The following is a 17,702-nucleotide window of genomic DNA, read 5'->3' as shown; positions in this document are numbered from 1 at the left end:
GTCATCGTCAGACTACCTACTCCCAAAAAAGCCGCTCTTCCTACTCAGGATCAGCGGCTTTTTTGCGTCTACCGCCGCTCCCGACCGTGTCGTGCCGTGCCCCCGGCAAAAGGGACGTTTCTCGCCGTAAGCCGACCGCGGTCTTCCTGTCGCATTGCAACGTATCTTGCGCTGACTTGATTTCCTGGCTGGATGGCCTGACGCACGCCACGACGCGAGAACTGTCACAGATTCGTTGTGGCCGTTTGCCGTTGTGATGCATATAACGCAAGGTGCCGTGACTTCCGATGGGGGTATCGGCCGAGATCGAGCGTCGCCTTCCGGGCTCTGTTGTCGCTGCGGAAGGCGATCTGTCGAGCGTGATGCGGCAGTCGCCTGCAGCGCAGGCCCGCCCTGTACCAAAGGAGGTGTGAGATGCAAGTTCAGCCCTATCTGTTCTTCGACGGCCGTTGCGATGAGGCGATTGCGTTCTATCGCGAGGTGCTCGGCGCGGAGGTGACGATGTTGATGCGATTCCGCGAAAGTCCGGATCCGCCGCCGCCGGGCACCTTGCCGCCAGGATTCGAAGAGAAGGTAATGCACGCAAACCTGAGTTTTGGCGACACGCAGGTGATGGTGTCGGATGGCCCGTGCACGGGGCAGCCCGGTTTTCAGGGCTTTGCGTTGACAGCGAGTCTGTCAGACGTGGGGGAGGTCGAGCGCGTGTTCGGGGCGCTGGCTGAGGGGGGGCAAGTACAAATGCCGCTGGAGAAGACCTTCTGGTCGCCGCGCTTCGGAATGCTCACGGACCGCTTCGGGGTCTCGTGGATGGTGATGGCGATGCCCGAGGAGTAATCGCGCGCCGCAGGCGCGAGCTGCCGCGTGAGACGGAGATCGCGGCGGCCGTCGGAGCGGCGCGATTGCGTAGGGATTCGTGCTGCGTGTCAGTGCGTCGGTGGCCGGAGTGCGATTTCGGTGGCCGTTTGCTCGCCGATGACGGTGTCGGACAGGGATGCGGGAATCTCCGCGTGGGTATCGTCGATGGGTGTGCGCCCGCCCATGATTTCGGCGAAGCGCTGGGGCAGGCGCGGGCTGCGCTGCGGTTCGGCATAGCCGTGCGGGAAGAGCGGTTGCAGTGTCGCGAGGCCGTACTGAGGATGGAGCTTGCGGAACACGGAGGAGGATCGTACGAGAGGGGGTGGGGCGTGTGCGATCGACTGGGGGCGCTTGCGATCAGCTTCAGGGCCGCGAACTCAGGGGCGATGAACTCAGGGGCGGTTCGGGATCGGCCGCTGCCAGCGGACGTCCGCCATGGAGGGCAGTCAAGGCCGGTTTCGCATCGATGAGCGGAGTTTGTAGCGGTCACCCGGATGAGTCAGCCGTGCGTAGCTGATGAGGTGTTCGTCGGACCAGGTGCGGCGGATCGTCAGCAGGCAGGGGGTGGTGGTGGTTGTGTCGAGTGCGGTTGCGGTCTGCGCGTCGAGGAAGACTGCTTCGACGACGTGCTCGACGTCGGAGATCAGGCAGGCGGCGGCAAGGGCTTCGTTCGGCGTGTGGCGCGAGAAGTCGGTTTCGAGATAGTCGGGTACCCACTTCGGGTTGACGAAGCGCTCCTCGAGCTGGATCGGGATGTCGTTCTCGCGGTGCACGATCACGGTATGGAAGATGCGCGTGCCGAGGCGTATGCCGAGACGCAAGGCGACCTCGTCGTCGGCCTCGAGGGCTTCGCAGCAGAGCACCGTGTTGCTGTAATCGTTGCCGCGGCCACGGACTTCGGCGGCGATGTTGAGGGCTTCGTGGAGCGATGATTCGGCCTTGCGGTCGGTGACGAAGGTACCGAGGCCCGGTTGGCGGACGAGGTAGCCGCCCTGCACGAGGTCGCGGATCGCCTTGTTGGCGGTCATGCGGCTGACGCGGAAGTCGCGGGCGAGCTGTTCTTCCGGCGGAATCTGGTGGTGGACCGGATAGGCGCCGCTGCGAATCTTTTCGAGCAGGAATTCCTCGATCTGGCGGTAGCGGGGGGCAGGGCTGGCCACGGCCGTTCCTTCTGAGGGTAACGCGATTCCGTCATGATACAGCCGGCAATGTGCGAGGGGCATGCGATATGGGTGAAAGAGCCCCGCACGGCTCGAGCGGCGGGCGATCGGAGCCGGTGTGATCGCTCAGGAGTTTTCGCCGCGGTAGCTCGCGAGATGGATGCTCGTCTCGGTGTGCTGGATGCTGCGGATCAGGCGGATGCGTTCGAGGACGTTCGACAGTTCCGTGAGGTTCTCCGCGCGCAACTCCGCGAGCAGGTCCCAGCGCCCGTTGGTGTCGTGCAGGGATGCGACGCCCGGTTCGCCCAGCAGGCTCGCGATCACCGAGCGCGTTTCGTTGCCGGCGACGACGATGCTCATCCACGCGCGGATCTCGTTCGGCTGCGAATCGGGCCTGAGCTTGACCGTGTAGCCGACGATGATGCCGTCGTTCTCGAGCTTCGTGATGCGGTTGGTGACGGTGCCGCGCGACACCTTCAGCTTGTGCGCGAGGTTTGCGACGCTCATCCGCGCGTCGTTACGCAGGAGGCTGATCAGCTGCTGGTCGAGGGTGTCCATTTTGTCGATATGGCAGAAATAGTTATCGAAATGATCAGGTTTTTAGCAAAGTAGCACAGTTCTTGATATTTTGATTGACGCGGAACTGGTTGATCATGTCCTCACAGAATCGCAAGACACCAAGCAGCACACCAAAGAGGAACGAGACCATGAAAACCAGCAACCGCATCCCCACCCGCTTCCTGAGCGCCGAGCGCGCTGCCGAGCTCGTCGCCGCGAAGGGTTTCGCGAATTGTCTGGCGGGTATGGCCGACTACATCCGCGCGGACTTCCTGCGCTGGAACGATTTCGAGAAGACCGCCCGCGTCGCCAATCATTCCGACGACGGCGTGATCGAGCTGATGCCGATCTCGGACGATTCGCTGTACTCCTTCAAGTACGTGAATGGCCATCCCAAAAATCATCGTTTCGGCCTGAGTACCGTGATGGCCTTCGGCGTGCTTGCCGATGTCGATACCGGCGCCCCGACCCTGGTCAGCGAGCTGACGCTGACCACCGCGCTGCGCACCGCTGCGACTTCCGCGCTTGCCGCCCGCGCGCTGGCCCGCCCGGACAGCAAGCGCATGGCGCTGATCGGCAACGGCGCGCAGAGCGAATTCCAGGCGCTGGCCTTCCACCACCTGTTGGGCGTCACCGAGTTCCACCTGTTCGACGTCGATGCCGCGGCGACCAACAAGCTGATGCGTAACCTCGAGCGCATGGGTCTGTCCGCGAAGCGCTTCGCCAGCACCAAGGAGGCCGTGAAGGGCTGCGACATCGTCACTACCGTGACGGCCGACAAGACCAACGCGACCATTCTCACGCCCGACATGATCGAGCCGGGCATGCACATCAACGGCGTTGGCGGCGACTGCCCGGGCAAGACCGAACTGCACGCGGATGTGCTGCGCATGGGCCGCGTGTTCTGCGAATTCGAGCCGCAGTCGCGCATCGAGGGCGACATGCAGCAGATGCCGGCGGACTTCGAGGTGACGGAGCTGTGGAACGTGCTCGCCGGCAAGGTTCCGGGCCGTCAGGCAGCGAGCGAAGTCACGGTGTTCGACTCGGTCGGCTTCGCGCTGGAGGACTTTTCCGCGCTGCGCTTCATGCGCGACCTAGCGATCGAGCTGGGTGTCGAGGAAGAGATTTCGCTGATCCCCGATCTCGCCGACCCGAAGAATCTGTTCGGCAGCGTGCCGGCGAGTGCGGCCCCGCGCGCTGCGGTTCGCGAGCTGCAGGTCGCCTGAGTCGCGCGGGGCCCGCCGTCCGCGGTGGGCTCCCGCACTTTTCTTCCCGGCCGCAGAGAAGGAACATTGCGGACTGGGGATCGAATTGGGCGCGCATCGCTGTCATGACATGGGTTTCGGGCGCACCTCTATGACAATTCGCTTCCTGGTTCGTTCACCGAGTTCTGCATCAAGCTGCTAAGTGCCGAGCGCCGCCGCGTGGTGGCGCAAATGATCCTCGATGAAGCTCGCGATGAAGTAATAGCTGTGGTCGTAGCCGGGTTGGAGCCGCAGCGTCAGCGGGTGGCCGGCGGCGCGGGCTGCGGTTTCGAGGGCCTCGGGCTTGAGCTGGGTGTTGAGGAAGTCGTCGCGGTCGCCCTGGTCGACGAGGATCGGCAGCTTTTCCTGCGCATCGGCGATCAGCATGGTCGCGTCCCATTCGCGCCAGCGCGTGCGCTCCTCGCCGAGGTAGCGCGAGAAGGCCTTTTCGCCCCACGGGCAGTTCATCGGGTTGGCGATCGGCGCGAACGCCGACACCGAGCGGTAGCGGCCGGGGTTGCGCAGCGCGCAGACGAGCGCGCCGTGCCCGCCCATAGAGTGGCCGCTGATGCCGCGCGCGTCCGACACCGGGAAGCTGGCCTCGACGAGCGCCGGCAATTCCTCGACGACGTAGTCGTGCATGCGATATTGCCGCGCCCACGGCGCCTGCGTTGCGTTGAGGTAGAAGCCGGCGCCGTGGCCGAAGTCCCACGCACCGTCGGGGTCCCCCGGCACGTCGGGCCCGCGCGGGCTGGTGTCGGGGGCGACGAGGACGAGCCCCAGTTCGGCCGCGACGCGCTGCGCGCCGGCCTTCTGCATGAAGTTCTCGTCGGTGCAGGTGAGCCCCGACAGCCAGTACAGCACCGGCAGCCTGCCGCCGAGTTCGGCCTGCGGCGGCAGGTAGACCGCGAAAGTCATGTCGCAGTCGAGCGTGCGCGAACGGTGGCGGTAGCGTTTGAGCCAGCCGCCGAAGCTCTTCTGGCACGAGAGGTTTTCGAAGGGCACGGCTTTCTCCTCCTGCGCGGTATCAGAAGTGGATCACCGTGCGGATGCTCTTGCCTTCGTGCATCAGGTCGAAGGCCTGGTTGATCTCCGCGAGCGGCAGGTTGTGCGTGATGAAGGTGTCGAGCGGGATCTCGCCCTTCTGCGCCTTCTGCACGTAGCTCGGCAGTTCCGTGCGGCCGCGCACGCCGCCGAACGCGCTGCCGCGCCACACCCGGCCGGTGACGAGCTGGAAGGGGCGGGTGCTGATCTCCTGGCCCGCGCCGGCGACGCCGATGATCGTCGATTCGCCCCAGCCCTTGTGGCAGCACTCGAGCGCGGCGCGCATCAGCTTGACGTTGCCGACGCACTCGAAGGAGTAGTCCACGCCGCCGTCGGTCATCGCGACGATCACGTCCTGGATCGGCTTGTCGTGCTCGGTCGGATTGACGAAGTCGGTCGCGCCGAGCTGCTTCGCGATCTCGAACTTGTCGGCATTGATGTCCACGCCGATGATGCGCGAGGCCTTGGCCATCTTCGCGCCGATGATCGCCGCGAGGCCAATGCCGCCGAGGCCGAAGATGGCAACGGTGGCGCCTTCCTCGACCTTGGCGGTGTTGAGCACCGCGCCGATGCCGGTCGTGACGCCGCAGCCGAGCAGGCACACCTTCTCGAGCGGGGCGTCCTTGGGGATCTTCGCCAGCGAGATTTCCGGCACCACCGTGTATTCGGAGAAGGTCGAGGTGCCCATGTAGTGGTAGATCGGCTGGCCCTGGTAGGAGAAGCGCGTGGTGCCGTCGGGCATCAGGCCCTTGCCCTGGGTCGCGCGCACCGCCTGGCACAGGTTGGTCTTGCCCGACTTGCAGAACTTACACTCGCGGCACTCGGCCGTGTACAGCGGGATCACGTGGTCGCCGACTGCGAGCGAGGTCACGCCTTCACCGATCGCCTCGACGATGCCGCCGCCCTCGTGGCCGAGGATCGCGGGGAAGATGCCTTCCGGGTCGTCGCCGGAGAGCGTGAATGCATCCGTGTGGCACACGCCGGTCGCGACGATGCGCACCAGCACCTCGCCCTTCTTCGGCGGCTCGACGTCCACTTCGACGATCTGCAAAGGCTGCTTGGGCCCGAAGGCGACGGCGGCGCGCGACTTGATGGTCATGGCGAGGCTCTCTCTGTTGTTGTCGAGGGTAGGTGAGGGAGTCTAATTGATGCGGAAGGGCGGATAATCGACAGGGCGGCAATATACTGTTGCCTGCGAGCAATAATCGCTGGATCCGAGGAGCGCCGTCGGGGTGTCGGGCATGTATCGTTGGGAAGGGCTGGACGAATTCCTCGCCGTGGCCGAGCACGGCAGCTTCTACCGTGCCGCGGAGCATCTGCGGGTGTCGCCGTCGCACGTGAGCCGGCAGGTTGCGCGCCTGGAGGACCGGCTGCAGGCGCGGCTTTTCTACCGCACGACGCGGCGCGTGTCGCTCACCGAGGCGGGACAGGTCTTCCTCGCGCGCTGCCAGCGCCTCGTGGAGGAGCGCGACGAGGCCTTCCTCGCGATCAGCGACCTGCAGAGCGCGCCGGCCGGCCTGTTGCGCATGAGCACGGCGGTAGCTTACGGCGAGCGCTTCATCGTGCCGCTGGTGAACGACTTCATGGCGCAGCATGCGCGGCTGAAGGTCGAGATCGAGCTGACGAACCGCAACGTCGACCTGGTGCACGAGGGCTACGATCTCGCGATCCGGTTGGGCCGCCTGAGCGACTCCAGCCTCGTTGCGACGCGCATCGCCCCGCGCACGATGTATCTGTGCGCAGCGCCGTCCTATCTCGAACGCTACGGCCGGCCGCACACGCTCTCCGAACTTGCGCGCCACAACTGCCTGCTCGGTACCAGCGACACGTGGATGTTCCAGCTCGATGGCCGCGAGTATCCGTTCAGGCCGAGCGGCAACTGGCGCTGCAACAGCGGCTACGCGGTGCTCGACGCCGCGCTGCGCGGCTTCGGCCTGTGCCAGTTGCCCGATTACTACGTGCTCGGGCCGTTCCGGCGCGGCGAGCTGGTGCCGCTGCTCGACGCCAACCGGCCGCCGAATACTGCCGTGTGGGCGGTATCGCCGCAGCGCCGCCATCCGCTGCCCAAGGTGCGCCTGCTCGTCGAGGCGCTCAAGGGCGGGCTTGCGAGGTGCCCGGAATATTCGGAGGTGGTAGGTTGATCAGAGCGTTGCGTCGGGCTCCCCGCAGTGGGCGAGGATCTCCCCGCGCGCAGCGTCCCGTAGCGCGAGGGCCGCATTCCAGTCCTTCCCCCGTGGCAGGATGGGGCGGCCGATCGTCACCGTGACGGGGCCGCGGCGCGGCCGCCAGGTCTCGTCGGGCAGCACCGCGCGCGTGCCGCGGATCGTGACCGGGACGACGGGGAGGTCGGCCTCGCATGCGGCGAGGAAGGCGCCGAGACGGAACTCCTGCAGGCCGGGTCGCCGCACGAAGGTGCCTTCGGGAAAGTAGAACAGCGCGGCGCCCAGCCGTGCGCGTTCGGCGAGCCGCTTCGCGGCGTCCGCGCTGTCCTGCACCGTGAAACGTTCGATGAACTCCGTTCCCAGACCCTGCAGGAAGCGGCGCGCGATCGCGTTGTCGAGGAGCTCGCGCTTGGCGACGAAGACGAAGGGGCGGGGCAGCGCCGCCGCGGCGATCAGGCCGTCGAGGTAGCTCGCGTGGTTCGCGACGACGATGCAGGGGGCGGATGCGGGAAGGTTCGCCAGTCCCGTGACGTCGATGCGGACACCGATCAGGGCGGCCAGCAGGTGTGCGCCGCCGCGGCCGATGTGCCAGCCGAAGGCGGGGCGGCGCAGCCCTGCGACGGCGAGCCAGACGGGGATCGCGAGCAGCACGAGCGCCGTCCACGCCCAGGCGGCCCACAGCGTGGCGCCCGTGCGTTGCAGCGCCTGGGTCGCGTTGCGGCTGGCGGCAAGCGCGGCGAGCCGCAGCATCTGCATGCGCACGCTGTGCTGGCGGCCGAGCACGCCGCTCTGGTACAGCTCGCGCGTCGCGGCGCGGCGGATCTTGCCGCTGGAGGTCTTCAATACGCTGTGCGGCGGTGCGAGCACGACCTCGTCGAGCGGCACGCCGAGCAGGTCGACCGCCAGGTTGCCGACCGCATGTTCGAGCCGCCGGCGTTCGGCATCGTCGCCGCTGCGGGTCTCGACGACGGCGACGAGGCGCTCGCTCGCCGTCGCGGGATCGGCGACCCCGAACACCGCGACGCAGCCGCGGCGCACGCCCGGCAGGGCTCCGATGGCATCTTCCAGCTCGTAGGGGTACAGGTTGCGCCCGCCGCGGATGATCATGTCCTTGACGCGACCGGTGACGAAGAGCTCGCCCTCGGCGAGGTAGCCGAGGTCGCCGGTGTCCAGCCAGTCGCCGCGCAGCAGATTGCGCGTCTCCTCGGGATTGCGCAGGTAGCCGGCGGTGGCCGAGGGGCCGCGGAATTCGATGCGGCCGACGCGGCGGTCGGGGAGCTCGTCGCCGTTCGGTCCGACGATGCGTACTTCGTGGCCGGGCAGCGGCTGGCCGCAGCCGACGAAGCGGATCGCGCTCGCGTCCCCGGTGGCGGCACGGACGGCCTCGGTGCGGGAGAAGGCTTCGCGTGCGACGCGGTCGATGCGCGGGCCACGTCCGGGGGGCGGCACGGCAAGACCGACCGCGTTTTCGGCGAGGCCGTAGGCGGGGGTCATCGTTTCGCGGTGCAGGCCGTAGGGCGCGAGGCGTTCGGCGAAGTGTTCCAGCGTGTCCGGGTTCACCGGCTCGGCGCCGTTCGCGGCGATGCGCCAGTGCGAGAGGTCCAGGCCGGCGAGTTCGCGTTCCTCGACGTGCTTCAGCACGAGTTCGTAGGCGAAGTTCGGCGCGGCCGAGAGCGTGCCGCGGTAGCGGTGCAGGGCGCGCAGCCAGCGCACCGGTCGTGACAGGAAATCCAGCGGCGACATCAGCACCAGCGGGCAGCCGTTGTACAGGCTGCCCAGCCAGGCGGCGATCAGGCCCATGTCGTGGTATAGCGGCAGCCAGCTCACCGTGACGTCCGCCGCCGTGATGGCGACGCTGCGGCTCCATGCGCGGATGTTGGCGAGCAGGTTGGCGTGCGTGAGCATAACGCCCTTGGGGTTGCCGGTGCTGCCCGAAGTGTATTGCAGCAGCGCGAGGTCTTCCGCCCGCGGCGCCGCGGCTGCGGGACTGTCGCTGCCGGCGGAGAGCTCGCGTGCGGTGACGGTGTACCTGAGGCTTCCCGAGGGTGTGGAGATCAGGCGGGCGACCGGCTGCACCTGCGCGTCGGTGATCAGCACCGGCGCGCGGCAGCTCTCCAGGATGCCGGACTGGCGGTGCAGGTGATCCTCGAGCTGGGAGGGGCGCGTGGGCGGGTACATCGGCACCGGCACGCCGCCCGCGAGCAGGGCGCCGAAGAAGCTCGTGAAGAATTCCAGCGAGGTCGGCAGCATGATCGCCACGGCGTCGCCCGGCGCGATGCCGCGCTGCTGCAGCCCGGCGGCGACGCGCTGTGCCCCCCGCAGCAGTTCGTGGTGCGTGAGCGTGCCGACCTCGGCGTCGTCGTGCAGCAGGCGGATGTGCACATGCTCGGGCGAACGCTCCGCGTGCCAGAGCAGCACCTCGACGAGCGTGGACGCGCCGGTCGGCGCCTCGATGCGTCCGGTGTCGGGCGTGACGGCGATCTCCGGCGCGGACGTGGTCGCTTCCGGGCGTGCTGCGCGCAGTGCGGCAAAGAGCTGGCGCGGGGTTTCCGCCGTGGCGAGGGTGTCTTCCGGCAGGCGCGCGCGCGCGGCGCGCTCGATGCGCGCGAGCAGCTCGACGCGCGCGAGGCTGTCGAGTCCGAGGTCGCGTTCGAGGTGGCTGTCGAGTCCGGCTTCCGGCGGCTTGCCGGGGCGCAGCTCGCTGACGAGCCCGCGCACGATCCCGAGCACCTCGGTGGCGTCGATTGCCGGGCGGTTTCGATGCATGGCGAGGTTCCGACCGCGATGCCCGTCGCGGCGCGCACGGGCCGGGTCCTCCCCCCTTTTTAGCCTCTGGTCGCGAGTCCTGCCGTGACGGCGTCGCTCGCCGGCAGCTCGCGCACGCCGCGGCAGTCGGTCGCGCGGATCTGCTGCAGCATGTAGTCGGCGGTCAGGCCGGGCAGCATCGCGCGCAGGTAGCGCGCCAGGTTGAGCATCTGGCGGTTGTCGAGTTCGGTCTCGCAATTCGCGCGGCCGAAGTCCTCGTCGGGCGGGATTTGCGTGAAGCCGAGCCGCGCATCAGGGGCGATCTCGCGTTGGGTGCCTGCGGCAAACACCAGCAGGCACAGGGTGCGGCAGGTGCTGCCGGCGGCGATGCGGGTGTCGAAGCCGCGGTTGCGCAGCATTGAGCCGACCGTGATCGCTGCACCAACGCTGCCGTCGCCGAGATCGAGGACCACGGTCCTGCCGCGGCACGAAAGCTTCGCGAGCGCGTCGCTCGCCAGTCTCAGCGCGGACACGGCGGCTGGCGTCAGCGTGCCGCGCAGCGCGAGCTCGCAGTCCGCGCCGCGTTGTGCAGCCGCCACGTCGCCGCCCTGGTAGGGGAAATGTTCCGCCTTGGCGTCGGGTTCGACGGTCGGCGCAAGGCCGCACGCCGCAACGACCAGGCCAGTCGCGGCGGCGGCAAGGAGATGCCAGGGGAAGCGGATGCGCATGGGGTCTCTCTCCTGATGGTCTGCGGCAAGCGGTTCGGCGGCCTGCGGCTGGATTCGCCGCCGATATTAGCGCAGCGCGAACGTGCGCTCTTGCCAGTTACTAAAATATCATAGGAGGGGCGCCCGCCCGGAGCGGTGCGGCGCATGATCGGGAGGGCGGCGGAATGGCGTGGCGGACCTTCGAGCACGAAGCCGACGTCGGTGTGTGCGGTACGGGCGATACACTCGCGGAGGCCTTCGCCGGTGCGGCGACGGCGATGACCGCGGTGATCTGCGATCCGGCCGCCGTCGTGCCGCGCGATCCGGTCGGCATCGCATGCGCGGCGCCCGATCGCGAGCTCCTGCTGGTCGATTGGCTTAACGCGCTGGTGTTCCACATGGCCACGAGCCGCATGCTGTTCTCGCGCTTCGAGCTGACCGTCGAGTCGGATGTGGGCGGTTGCCGCCTTGTGGCGACGGCTTGGGGCGAGCCGGTGGAGGTCGCCCGCCACCAGCCGGCGACCGAGGTGAAGGGGGCATCGTTCTGCGAACTGCGGGTCGAGCACTGTGCCGACGGCGTCTGGATCGCACAGTGTGTGGTCGATGTGTGAGCCATGCCGGCCGGTTTTGGCTATGCTGGACATGACAGACGCACGCAGTGCAGCGTCGCGCGACGCTCAGGCATGCGCGATCGGGGCGCGCTGACGTCTGGCGGGGCGGTGCGACGACGGGCCCGGTCTGGAACCGGGGGCTCCGAATCGGGCAAGCGCGGTCCTTGACGGCGGTACGCGAGCGGCAGGAGGCAGACGATGGAACTGCGGAAATTCCGCCAACGCGGCCCGTACGAATGGGAGCTGCCCGCCACCGGGCGCATGCGCGTGCCCGGCGTGATCTTCGCGTCGCGCGAGCTGATGGAGGCGATGGACGACAAGGTCGCCGAACAGGTCGCGAATGTCGCGAGCCTGCCGGGCATCGTCGCGGCCTCCTATGCGATGCCCGACGCGCATTGGGGCTACGGTTTCCCGATCGGCGGGGTCGCGGCCTTCGATGCGGACGAGGGCGGCGTCGTGTCGGCGGGCGGCGTCGGCTTCGACATCTCCTGCGGTGTGCGCACGCTGCACACGGGACTCAAGCTGGCCGACGTCGAGGCGCACAAGAAGCGCCTCGCCGATGTGCTGTACGCGCGCATCCCGGCCGGCGTCGGCAGCACCGGCACCCTGCGCCTGTCCGGCCCGGAGACGGACGCGATGCTCAAGGGCGGCGCGCGCTGGGCGGTGAAGCAAGGCTATGGCAGCGAGGCCGACCTCGCGCACATCGAGGAGTCGGGCTGCGTCGCCGGTGCCGACCCGCGCGCGGTATCGGACATGGCGAAGAAGCGCCAGCGCGACGAGATGGGCACGCTCGGCTCGGGCAACCACTACCTCGAAGTGCAGGTGGTCGACGAGGTGTTCGATGCGGCGGCCGCGAAGGCATTCGGACTGGCCAGGGGCGACGTCGTCGTGAGCATACACTGCGGTTCGCGCGGCCTCGGGCACCAGATCGGCACGGACTACCTGCGCGAGATGGTGATCGCCGCGCCCGCCGCCGGCATTGCGCTGCCGGATCGCGAGCTGGCCTGTGCGCCCCTGAAGTCGACGCTCGGCCAGTGCTACCTCGGCGCGATGCGCGCCGGGATCAACTGCGCGCTGGCGAACCGGCAGATCCTCACGCATCTAGCGCGCGCGGCCTTCGCCGAGGTCTTTCCGCACGTGCGCCTGACGGTGCTGTACGACGTGTCGCACAACACCTGCAAGGAAGAGATGCACCGCGTCGGCGACGAGCGGCGGCGGCTCTTCGTGCATCGCAAGGGCGCGACGCGCGCCTTCGGCCCGGGCCACGCGGAGCTGCCGCGCGAGTACCGTGACGCCGGCCAGCCGGTGCTGATCGGCGGCAGCATGGGCACGGCGTCGTGGATCCTCGCCGGCGCCGCCGGCACCGAGGAGCGGGCCTTCGGCTCGGCCTGCCACGGCGCGGGCCGCGCGATGAGCCGAAACGAGGCGCTGCGCCGCTGGCACGGGCGCAATGTCGTCGACGAATTGGCCGCGCGCGGCATCCTGATCCGCAGCCCGAGCTTCCGCGGCGTCGCCGAGGAGGCGCCGCTCGCCTACAAGGATGTCGGCGCAGTCGTCGAGGCGGCCGACCGGGCGGGGCTGGCGATCAAGGTGGCGCGGCTGACACCGCTGGTCTGCATCAAGGGTTGAAAAGCACATCCGTACGCAACGGAGGAGGGAGCGATGGAACGAACCTCGATCATCCGCAAGACGGCAGCGGAGTTTCGAACCCGGCCGAACCTCGTCGACTACGCGGCGGCCCGCCGCGGCTTCAACTGGGAAATCGCGCACGAGGCGCTCGCGGGCCTGCCCGGCGGGGCGCTGAACATCGCCTACGAGACGGTCGTGCGCCATGCCGGCGGGCGGTTGCGCGATCATCTGGCGTTCCGCTTCCTCGGCCAGAATGGAACGGTGCGCGACCTCAGTTACGGCGATCTCGCGGCACTCACGGCGCGATTCGCCAACGTGCTGCGCGGGCTCGATGTCGTGCGCGGCGAGCGCGTGTTCGTGCTCACCGGGCGCATCCCCGAACTCTATGCCGCGGTGCTCGGCGGCCTGCGCGCCGGCTGCGCGGTATCGCCGCTGTTCTCCGCCTTTGGGCCCGAGCCGATCGCCACGCGCCTCAACCTCGGCCAGGGCGCGGTGCTGGTGACGACCGAGTCGCTGTACCAGCGCAAGGTTGCGAAGATCCGCGGCGAGCTGACGACGCTGCGCCACGTGCTGCTCGTGTCGGAGGACGGCTCCCCGACCGACGTTGAAGGCACGCACGACCTCGGGCGCCTGATGGCCGCGGCCTCGGATGACTTCCCGACCGTGCCGACGCGGCCCGACGAGCTCGCGCTGCTGCATTTCACGAGCGGAACGACGGGTGCGCCGAAGGGCGCGATGCACGTGCATGGCGCGGTCGCGACGCACTGGGCGACCGGCCTCTACGCGCTCGACCTGCACCCGGACGACGTGTTCTGGTGCACCGCCGACCCGGGCTGGGTCACCGGCACGTCCTACGGCATCATCGCGCCGCTGCTGCACGGCGTGACCTCGATCGTCGACGAAGGCGACTTCGACGCCGAGCGCTGGTACCGCATCCTGCACGAGCAGAAGGTCACCGTCTGGTACACCGCGCCGACCGCGATCCGCATGCTGATGAAGGCCGGTCCGGAGCTGGCGAAGCGCTTCACGTTCCCGCAGCTGCGCTTCGTCGCGAGCGTCGGCGAGCCGCTCAATCCCGAAGCCGTGTGGTGGGGCAAGGAGGTGCTGGGCCTGCCGATCCACGACAACTGGTGGCAGACCGAGACGGGCGGGATCATGATCGCCAACGTGCCGGCGCTGGACATCAAGCCCGGCTCGATGGGCCGCCCGCTGCCCGGCGTCGAGGCCGCGATCGTGCGCGAGGGCAAGGACGGCCTCGTCGAGGTCATAGAGGAGCCCGACGTCGAAGGCGAACTCGCGCTGCTGCGCGGCTGGCCGTCGATGCTGCGCGGTTACCTGAACAACGAGGAGCGCTACCGCAAGTGCTTCTCGGGCGTGTGGTACCTGACCGGAGACCTCGCGCGGCGCGACGCCGACGGCTACTTCTGGTTCGTCGGACGCAAGGATGATGTGATCAAGTCCGCCGGCCACCTGATCGGCCCCTTCGAGGTCGAGAGCGCGCTGATGGAGCATCCGGCGGTTGCGGAAGCCGGCGTGATCGGCAAGCCGGACGAGATGGTCGGCGAGGTCGTGAAGGCCTTCGTGTCGCTGAAGAAGGGATTCGAGCCGAGCGAGGCGTTGCGCATGGAGTTGCTCGCCCACGCGCGCAGGAAACTCGGCGCCGCCGTCGCGCCGAAGGAGATCGACTTCGCCACGACGCTGCCGCGCACGCGCAGCGGCAAGATCATGCGCCGGCTGCTGAAGGCGCGCGAGCTGGGGTTGCCCGAAGGCGACACCTCGACACTGGAGGCCGGCGCATGAACGCCACCGGACGCAAGGCGAAGGCCGGGAGCGGGATGTCCGAGCGGCCGTTCACACATCAGCTGCTCGCGGACATGCTGCGCATCCGCCGCATGGAGGAAAAGTGCGCGGAGCTCTACGGCGCGCAGAAGATCCGCGGCTTCCTGCATCTGTACATCGGCGAGGAGGCTTGCGCGACCGGCGCTATGCACGCCCTCGACGCGGACGACAACGTCGTCGCGACCTACCGCGAGCACGGCCATGCGCTGCTGCGCGGCGTGCCGATGGACGCGATCATGGCCGAGATGTTCGGCAAGGCGGCCGGCTGCTCGCGCGGACGCGGCGGCTCGATGCACCTCTTCGACGTCGCGCGACGGTTCTACGGCGGCAATGCGATCGTCGGCGGCGGCTTGCCGCTGGCGGTGGGGCTCGCGCTCGCAGACAGGATGTTGGGCATCCGCCGCCTGACGGCGTGCTTCTTCGGCGAGGGAGCGGTCGCCGAGGGTGCGTTCCACGAAGGCATGAACCTCGCCGCGCTGTGGCGCTTGCCGGTGCTCTTCCTGTGCGAGAACAACCTGTATGCGATGGGCACGGCGCTGGACCGTTCGGAATCGCAGACGGAGCTGTGCGTGAAGGCCGCGAGCTACAAGGTGCCGACGCTGAAGGTGGACGGCATGGACGTGCTGGCGGTGCATGAGGGGACGCGCCGCGCCGCGCAGCAGGTGCGCGGGGAGGGCGGACCCTTCTTCGTCGAGTTCCGGACCTTCCGCTTCCGCGCCCACTCGATGTTCGATCCCGAGCTGTACCGGGGCAAGGCCGAGGTCGAGGAATGGAAGAAGCGCGGGCCGATCCATAGTTTTTCGGCGCAGTTGAAGGCCGCGGGCGAGCTGACCGAGGACGGCTTCCTCGAACTCGACGCGGAAGCAGAGGCGGAGGTCGCCGCGGCAGTCGCGTTCGCCGAGGCGGCGCCGTGGGAGCCGGTCGAGGACCTGCTGCGCGACGTCACGACACCGGGAGCGATGCGATGAGGATCAGCTACCGCGAGGCGATGCGCCAGGCGCTGCACGAGGCGCTCGCCAATGACCCGCGTGTGTTCCTGATGGGCGAGGACGTGGGGCGCTACGGCGGCACCTATGCGGTGTCCAAGGGTTTCTACGACGAGTTCGGACCGGAGCGCATCCGCGACACGCCGCTCTCCGAGCTGGGTTTCGTCGGCGCCGGCATCGGCGCGGCGCTGGGCGGCATGCGGCCGATCGTCGAGGTGATGACGGTGAATTTCAGCCTGCTCGCGCTCGACCAGATCGTGAACAGCGCGGCGCTGTTGCGCCACATGTCGGGCGGCCAGGTGTCGGTGCCCTTGGTGATCCGCATGGCGACCGGCGCGGGACGCCAGCTCGCGGCGCAGCATTCGCACAGCCTCGAGAACTGGTACGCCCACATCCCGGGGATCCGCGTGCTCGCGCCGGCAACGATCGCCGACGCGCGCGGCATGTTGGGCCCCGCGCTCGCCGATCCCGACCCGGTCGTGATCTTCGAGCATGCCCAGCTCTACAACATGGAAGATGATCTGCGAGATGAGCCAAATGAGGACTGGGCGTGCGACATCGAGCACGCGGCGATCCGCCGGCCCGGCAGCCAGCTGAGCCTGATCACCTACGGCGGCAGCCTGCCGAAGGCGCTCGACGCCGCGGCCGAACTCGCGCGCGACGGCATCGACGTCGAGGTCGTCGATCTGCGCGTGCTGCGTCCGCTCGATACGGCGACCATCGCCGAGTCCGTGAGCCGCACGCACCGCGCCGTGATCGTCGACGAAGGCTGGCGCAGCGGCAGCCTCGCCGCGGAGGTGATGGCGCGCATCGTCGAGCGCTGCTTCTACGACCTCGATGCGCCGCCGCTGCGCGTGTGCAGCGAGGAGGTGCCTATCCCCTACGCGAAGCACATGGAGGACGCCGCGCTGCCGCAGGCGGCGAAGATCGTCGCGGCGGTCAGGGAGGTGCTGAATGTTTGACTTCACGTTGCCCTCGCTCGGCGCCGACATGGACGAGGGTAAGCTCATCGAGTGGAAGGTGAAAACCGGCGACGCGGTGAGCAAGGGACAGGTCGTCGCGATCGTCGACACTTCGAAGGCAGCGGTCGACGTCGAGATCTGGCAGGACGGCGTCGTGCATGAGCTGCTCATCGCGCCGGGGGAGCAGATTCCCGTCGGCACGGTGATGGCGACGCTGCTCGAACCGGGTGAAGAGGCGCCGCCGAAGGGGGCCGCGCGAGCGGCGAAACAAGCCATCGCACGAACCCCCTCCGTACCCGGCGCCGCGGTCGCGGAAGGCGCGCGCCTGCGCATCTCGCCGGCGGCACGCAAGCGAGCCGAGGCGCTCGGGGTGGATGTCGCCCGGCTCGAGGGCACCGGTCCGGGCGGTGCCGTGACGCTTGCCGACATCGAGGCCGCGGCGCAGCCCGGAGCGCCGACGCCCACCGAAGCTACGCCGGCTGCGCATCCCGCGGCCGACAGGAACGCGGAGATGCGTCGAGCGATCGCTGCGGCGATGAGCCGCTCGAAGCGCGAGATCCCGCACTATTACCTGTCCGAGACGATCCCGATGGCGCGTGCGCAGAAGTGGCTCGCGCAGATCAACGAGGGGCGGCCGATCACCGAGCGCCTCCTGATGGCGGTCGTGCAGTTGAAGGCGGTTGCGGCGGCACTTGCGCAGTTTCCGGACATGAACGGCTTCTTCCGCGACGGCCGCTTCGAGCCGGTGCAGGCCGCGCATATCGGTGTCGCGATCTCGCTGCGCCAGGGCGGGCTGATCGCGCCCGCGCTGCACGACGTCGGCAGCAAGCCGCTCGACCAGCTGATGCGCGAGCTTGCCGATCTCGTGAAGCGCACGCGCGCGGGCTCGCTGCGCAGCTCGGAGATGTCGGATCCGACGATCACCGTGACCAACCTCGGCGAGCAGGGCGTCGAAGCGGTGATGGGCGTGATCTACCCGCCGCAGGTCGCGCTCGTCGGCTTCGGCCGTATCGCGGCGCGCCCGTGGGTCGAGGTTGGCGCCGTGGTCGCGATGCCGACCGTCGTGGCGAGCCTCGCCGCCGATCACCGCGTTTCGGACGGGCACCGCGGGGCGCTCTTCCTCGCCGAACTGCGCGAGCGCCTGCAGCGGCCCGAGGAACTGTGAGCGCGAAGGACGAAAGCGAAAAGGGTAGAAAAAGG

The 17,702-nt window shown here is 68.6% G+C and carries 16 protein-coding genes; 9 read left to right on the top strand and 7 right to left on the bottom strand.

Annotated elements, in window-relative coordinates; all coding sequences use genetic code 11:
- The first annotated feature begins 414 nt into the window (after window positions 1-414).
- Window positions 415-834: a VOC family protein gene (locus BW991_RS16085; protein ID WP_076603126.1), complete on the top strand. Its 420-nt coding sequence runs from the start codon at window positions 415-417 to the stop codon at window positions 832-834.
- Between the two features lie 89 nt (window positions 835-923).
- Here BW991_RS16085 and BW991_RS16080 read toward each other — a convergent pair whose 3' ends face one another.
- From BW991_RS16080 to BW991_RS16070, 3 genes are all read right to left on the bottom strand, one after another.
- A complete protein-coding gene (locus BW991_RS16080; RefSeq protein WP_244551725.1) occupies window positions 924-1,154 on the bottom strand; it encodes a hypothetical protein in 231 nt (76 codons plus the stop codon).
- 147 nt (window positions 1,155-1,301) lie between these two features.
- Complete coding sequence (gene hutC, locus BW991_RS16075) at window positions 1,302-2,015, bottom strand: histidine utilization transcriptional repressor HutC (protein ID WP_076603125.1); 714 nt, start codon at window positions 2,013-2,015, stop codon at window positions 1,302-1,304.
- A gap of 126 nt (window positions 2,016-2,141) precedes the next feature.
- Window positions 2,142-2,573 carry an Lrp/AsnC family transcriptional regulator gene (locus BW991_RS16070; protein WP_076603124.1) on the bottom strand — a complete coding sequence of 144 codons (432 nt, stop codon included), beginning with the start codon at window positions 2,571-2,573 and terminating at the stop codon, window positions 2,142-2,144.
- Window positions 2,574-2,722: 149 nt separating this feature from the next.
- Between BW991_RS16070 and BW991_RS16065 the strand changes: the two genes are divergently transcribed.
- Complete coding sequence (locus BW991_RS16065; RefSeq protein WP_076603123.1) at window positions 2,723-3,799, top strand: ornithine cyclodeaminase; 1,077 nt, start codon at window positions 2,723-2,725, stop codon at window positions 3,797-3,799.
- Between the two features lie 177 nt (window positions 3,800-3,976).
- On the opposite strand, the gene fghA is transcribed toward BW991_RS16065, so the two are convergent.
- Complete coding sequence (fghA, locus tag BW991_RS16060) at window positions 3,977-4,822, bottom strand: S-formylglutathione hydrolase (RefSeq protein WP_076603122.1); 846 nt, start codon at window positions 4,820-4,822, stop codon at window positions 3,977-3,979.
- A gap of 22 nt (window positions 4,823-4,844) precedes the next feature.
- Window positions 4,845-5,960 carry an S-(hydroxymethyl)glutathione dehydrogenase/class III alcohol dehydrogenase gene (locus BW991_RS16055; RefSeq protein ID WP_076603121.1) on the bottom strand — a complete coding sequence of 372 codons (1,116 nt, stop codon included), beginning with the start codon at window positions 5,958-5,960 and terminating at the stop codon, window positions 4,845-4,847.
- A gap of 142 nt (window positions 5,961-6,102) precedes the next feature.
- Between BW991_RS16055 and BW991_RS16050 the strand changes: the two genes are divergently transcribed.
- Complete coding sequence (locus BW991_RS16050; protein ID WP_076603120.1) at window positions 6,103-7,002, top strand: LysR family transcriptional regulator; 900 nt, start codon at window positions 6,103-6,105, stop codon at window positions 7,000-7,002.
- Here BW991_RS16050 and BW991_RS16045 read toward each other — a convergent pair whose 3' ends face one another.
- Window positions 7,003-9,789, bottom strand: coding sequence for an AMP-binding protein (locus tag BW991_RS16045; protein ID WP_076603119.1), 2,787 nt, complete (start codon window positions 9,787-9,789; stop codon window positions 7,003-7,005).
- 59 nt (window positions 9,790-9,848) lie between these two features.
- The gene (locus BW991_RS16040) at window positions 9,849-10,496 is read right to left on the bottom strand and encodes a hypothetical protein (protein WP_076603118.1); all 648 of its coding nucleotides are present in this window, start codon (window positions 10,494-10,496) and stop codon (window positions 9,849-9,851) included.
- 164 nt (window positions 10,497-10,660) lie between these two features.
- Between BW991_RS16040 and BW991_RS16035 the strand changes: the two genes are divergently transcribed.
- The 6 genes from BW991_RS16035 (at window position 10,661) to BW991_RS16010 (ending at window position 17,667) form a co-directional block, all read left to right on the top strand.
- Window positions 10,661-11,086, top strand: a complete 426-nt coding sequence (locus BW991_RS16035) for an archease (RefSeq protein WP_076603117.1) — start codon at window positions 10,661-10,663, stop codon at window positions 11,084-11,086.
- A gap of 198 nt (window positions 11,087-11,284) precedes the next feature.
- The gene (locus BW991_RS16030) at window positions 11,285-12,715 is read left to right on the top strand and encodes an RtcB family protein (RefSeq protein WP_076603116.1); all 1,431 of its coding nucleotides are present in this window, start codon (window positions 11,285-11,287) and stop codon (window positions 12,713-12,715) included.
- Window positions 12,716-12,748: 33 nt separating this feature from the next.
- Window positions 12,749-14,515, top strand: coding sequence for an acetate--CoA ligase (gene acsA / locus BW991_RS16025; RefSeq protein WP_076603115.1), 1,767 nt, complete (start codon window positions 12,749-12,751; stop codon window positions 14,513-14,515).
- Complete coding sequence (gene pdhA, locus BW991_RS16020; protein ID WP_076603114.1) at window positions 14,512-15,522, top strand: pyruvate dehydrogenase (acetyl-transferring) E1 component subunit alpha; 1,011 nt, start codon at window positions 14,512-14,514, stop codon at window positions 15,520-15,522. Before acsA ends, pdhA begins: the two co-directional genes overlap by 4 nt.
- Complete coding sequence (locus BW991_RS16015; protein WP_076603113.1) at window positions 15,519-16,502, top strand: alpha-ketoacid dehydrogenase subunit beta; 984 nt, start codon at window positions 15,519-15,521, stop codon at window positions 16,500-16,502. Before pdhA ends, BW991_RS16015 begins: the two co-directional genes overlap by 4 nt.
- A complete protein-coding gene (locus tag BW991_RS16010; RefSeq protein WP_076603112.1) occupies window positions 16,495-17,667 on the top strand; it encodes a dihydrolipoamide acetyltransferase family protein in 1,173 nt (390 codons plus the stop codon). Before BW991_RS16015 ends, BW991_RS16010 begins: the two co-directional genes overlap by 8 nt.
- Window positions 17,668-17,702 lie beyond the last annotated feature (35 nt).

The sequence above is a fragment of the Aromatoleum tolulyticum genome (genome assembly GCF_900156155.1).
In the GTDB taxonomy this organism is placed as follows: Bacteria; Pseudomonadota; Gammaproteobacteria; order Burkholderiales; family Rhodocyclaceae; genus Aromatoleum; species Aromatoleum tolulyticum.
Note: the sequence above shows the minus strand (reverse complement) of the source record. Positions and strands in the feature narration are given on the sequence as shown.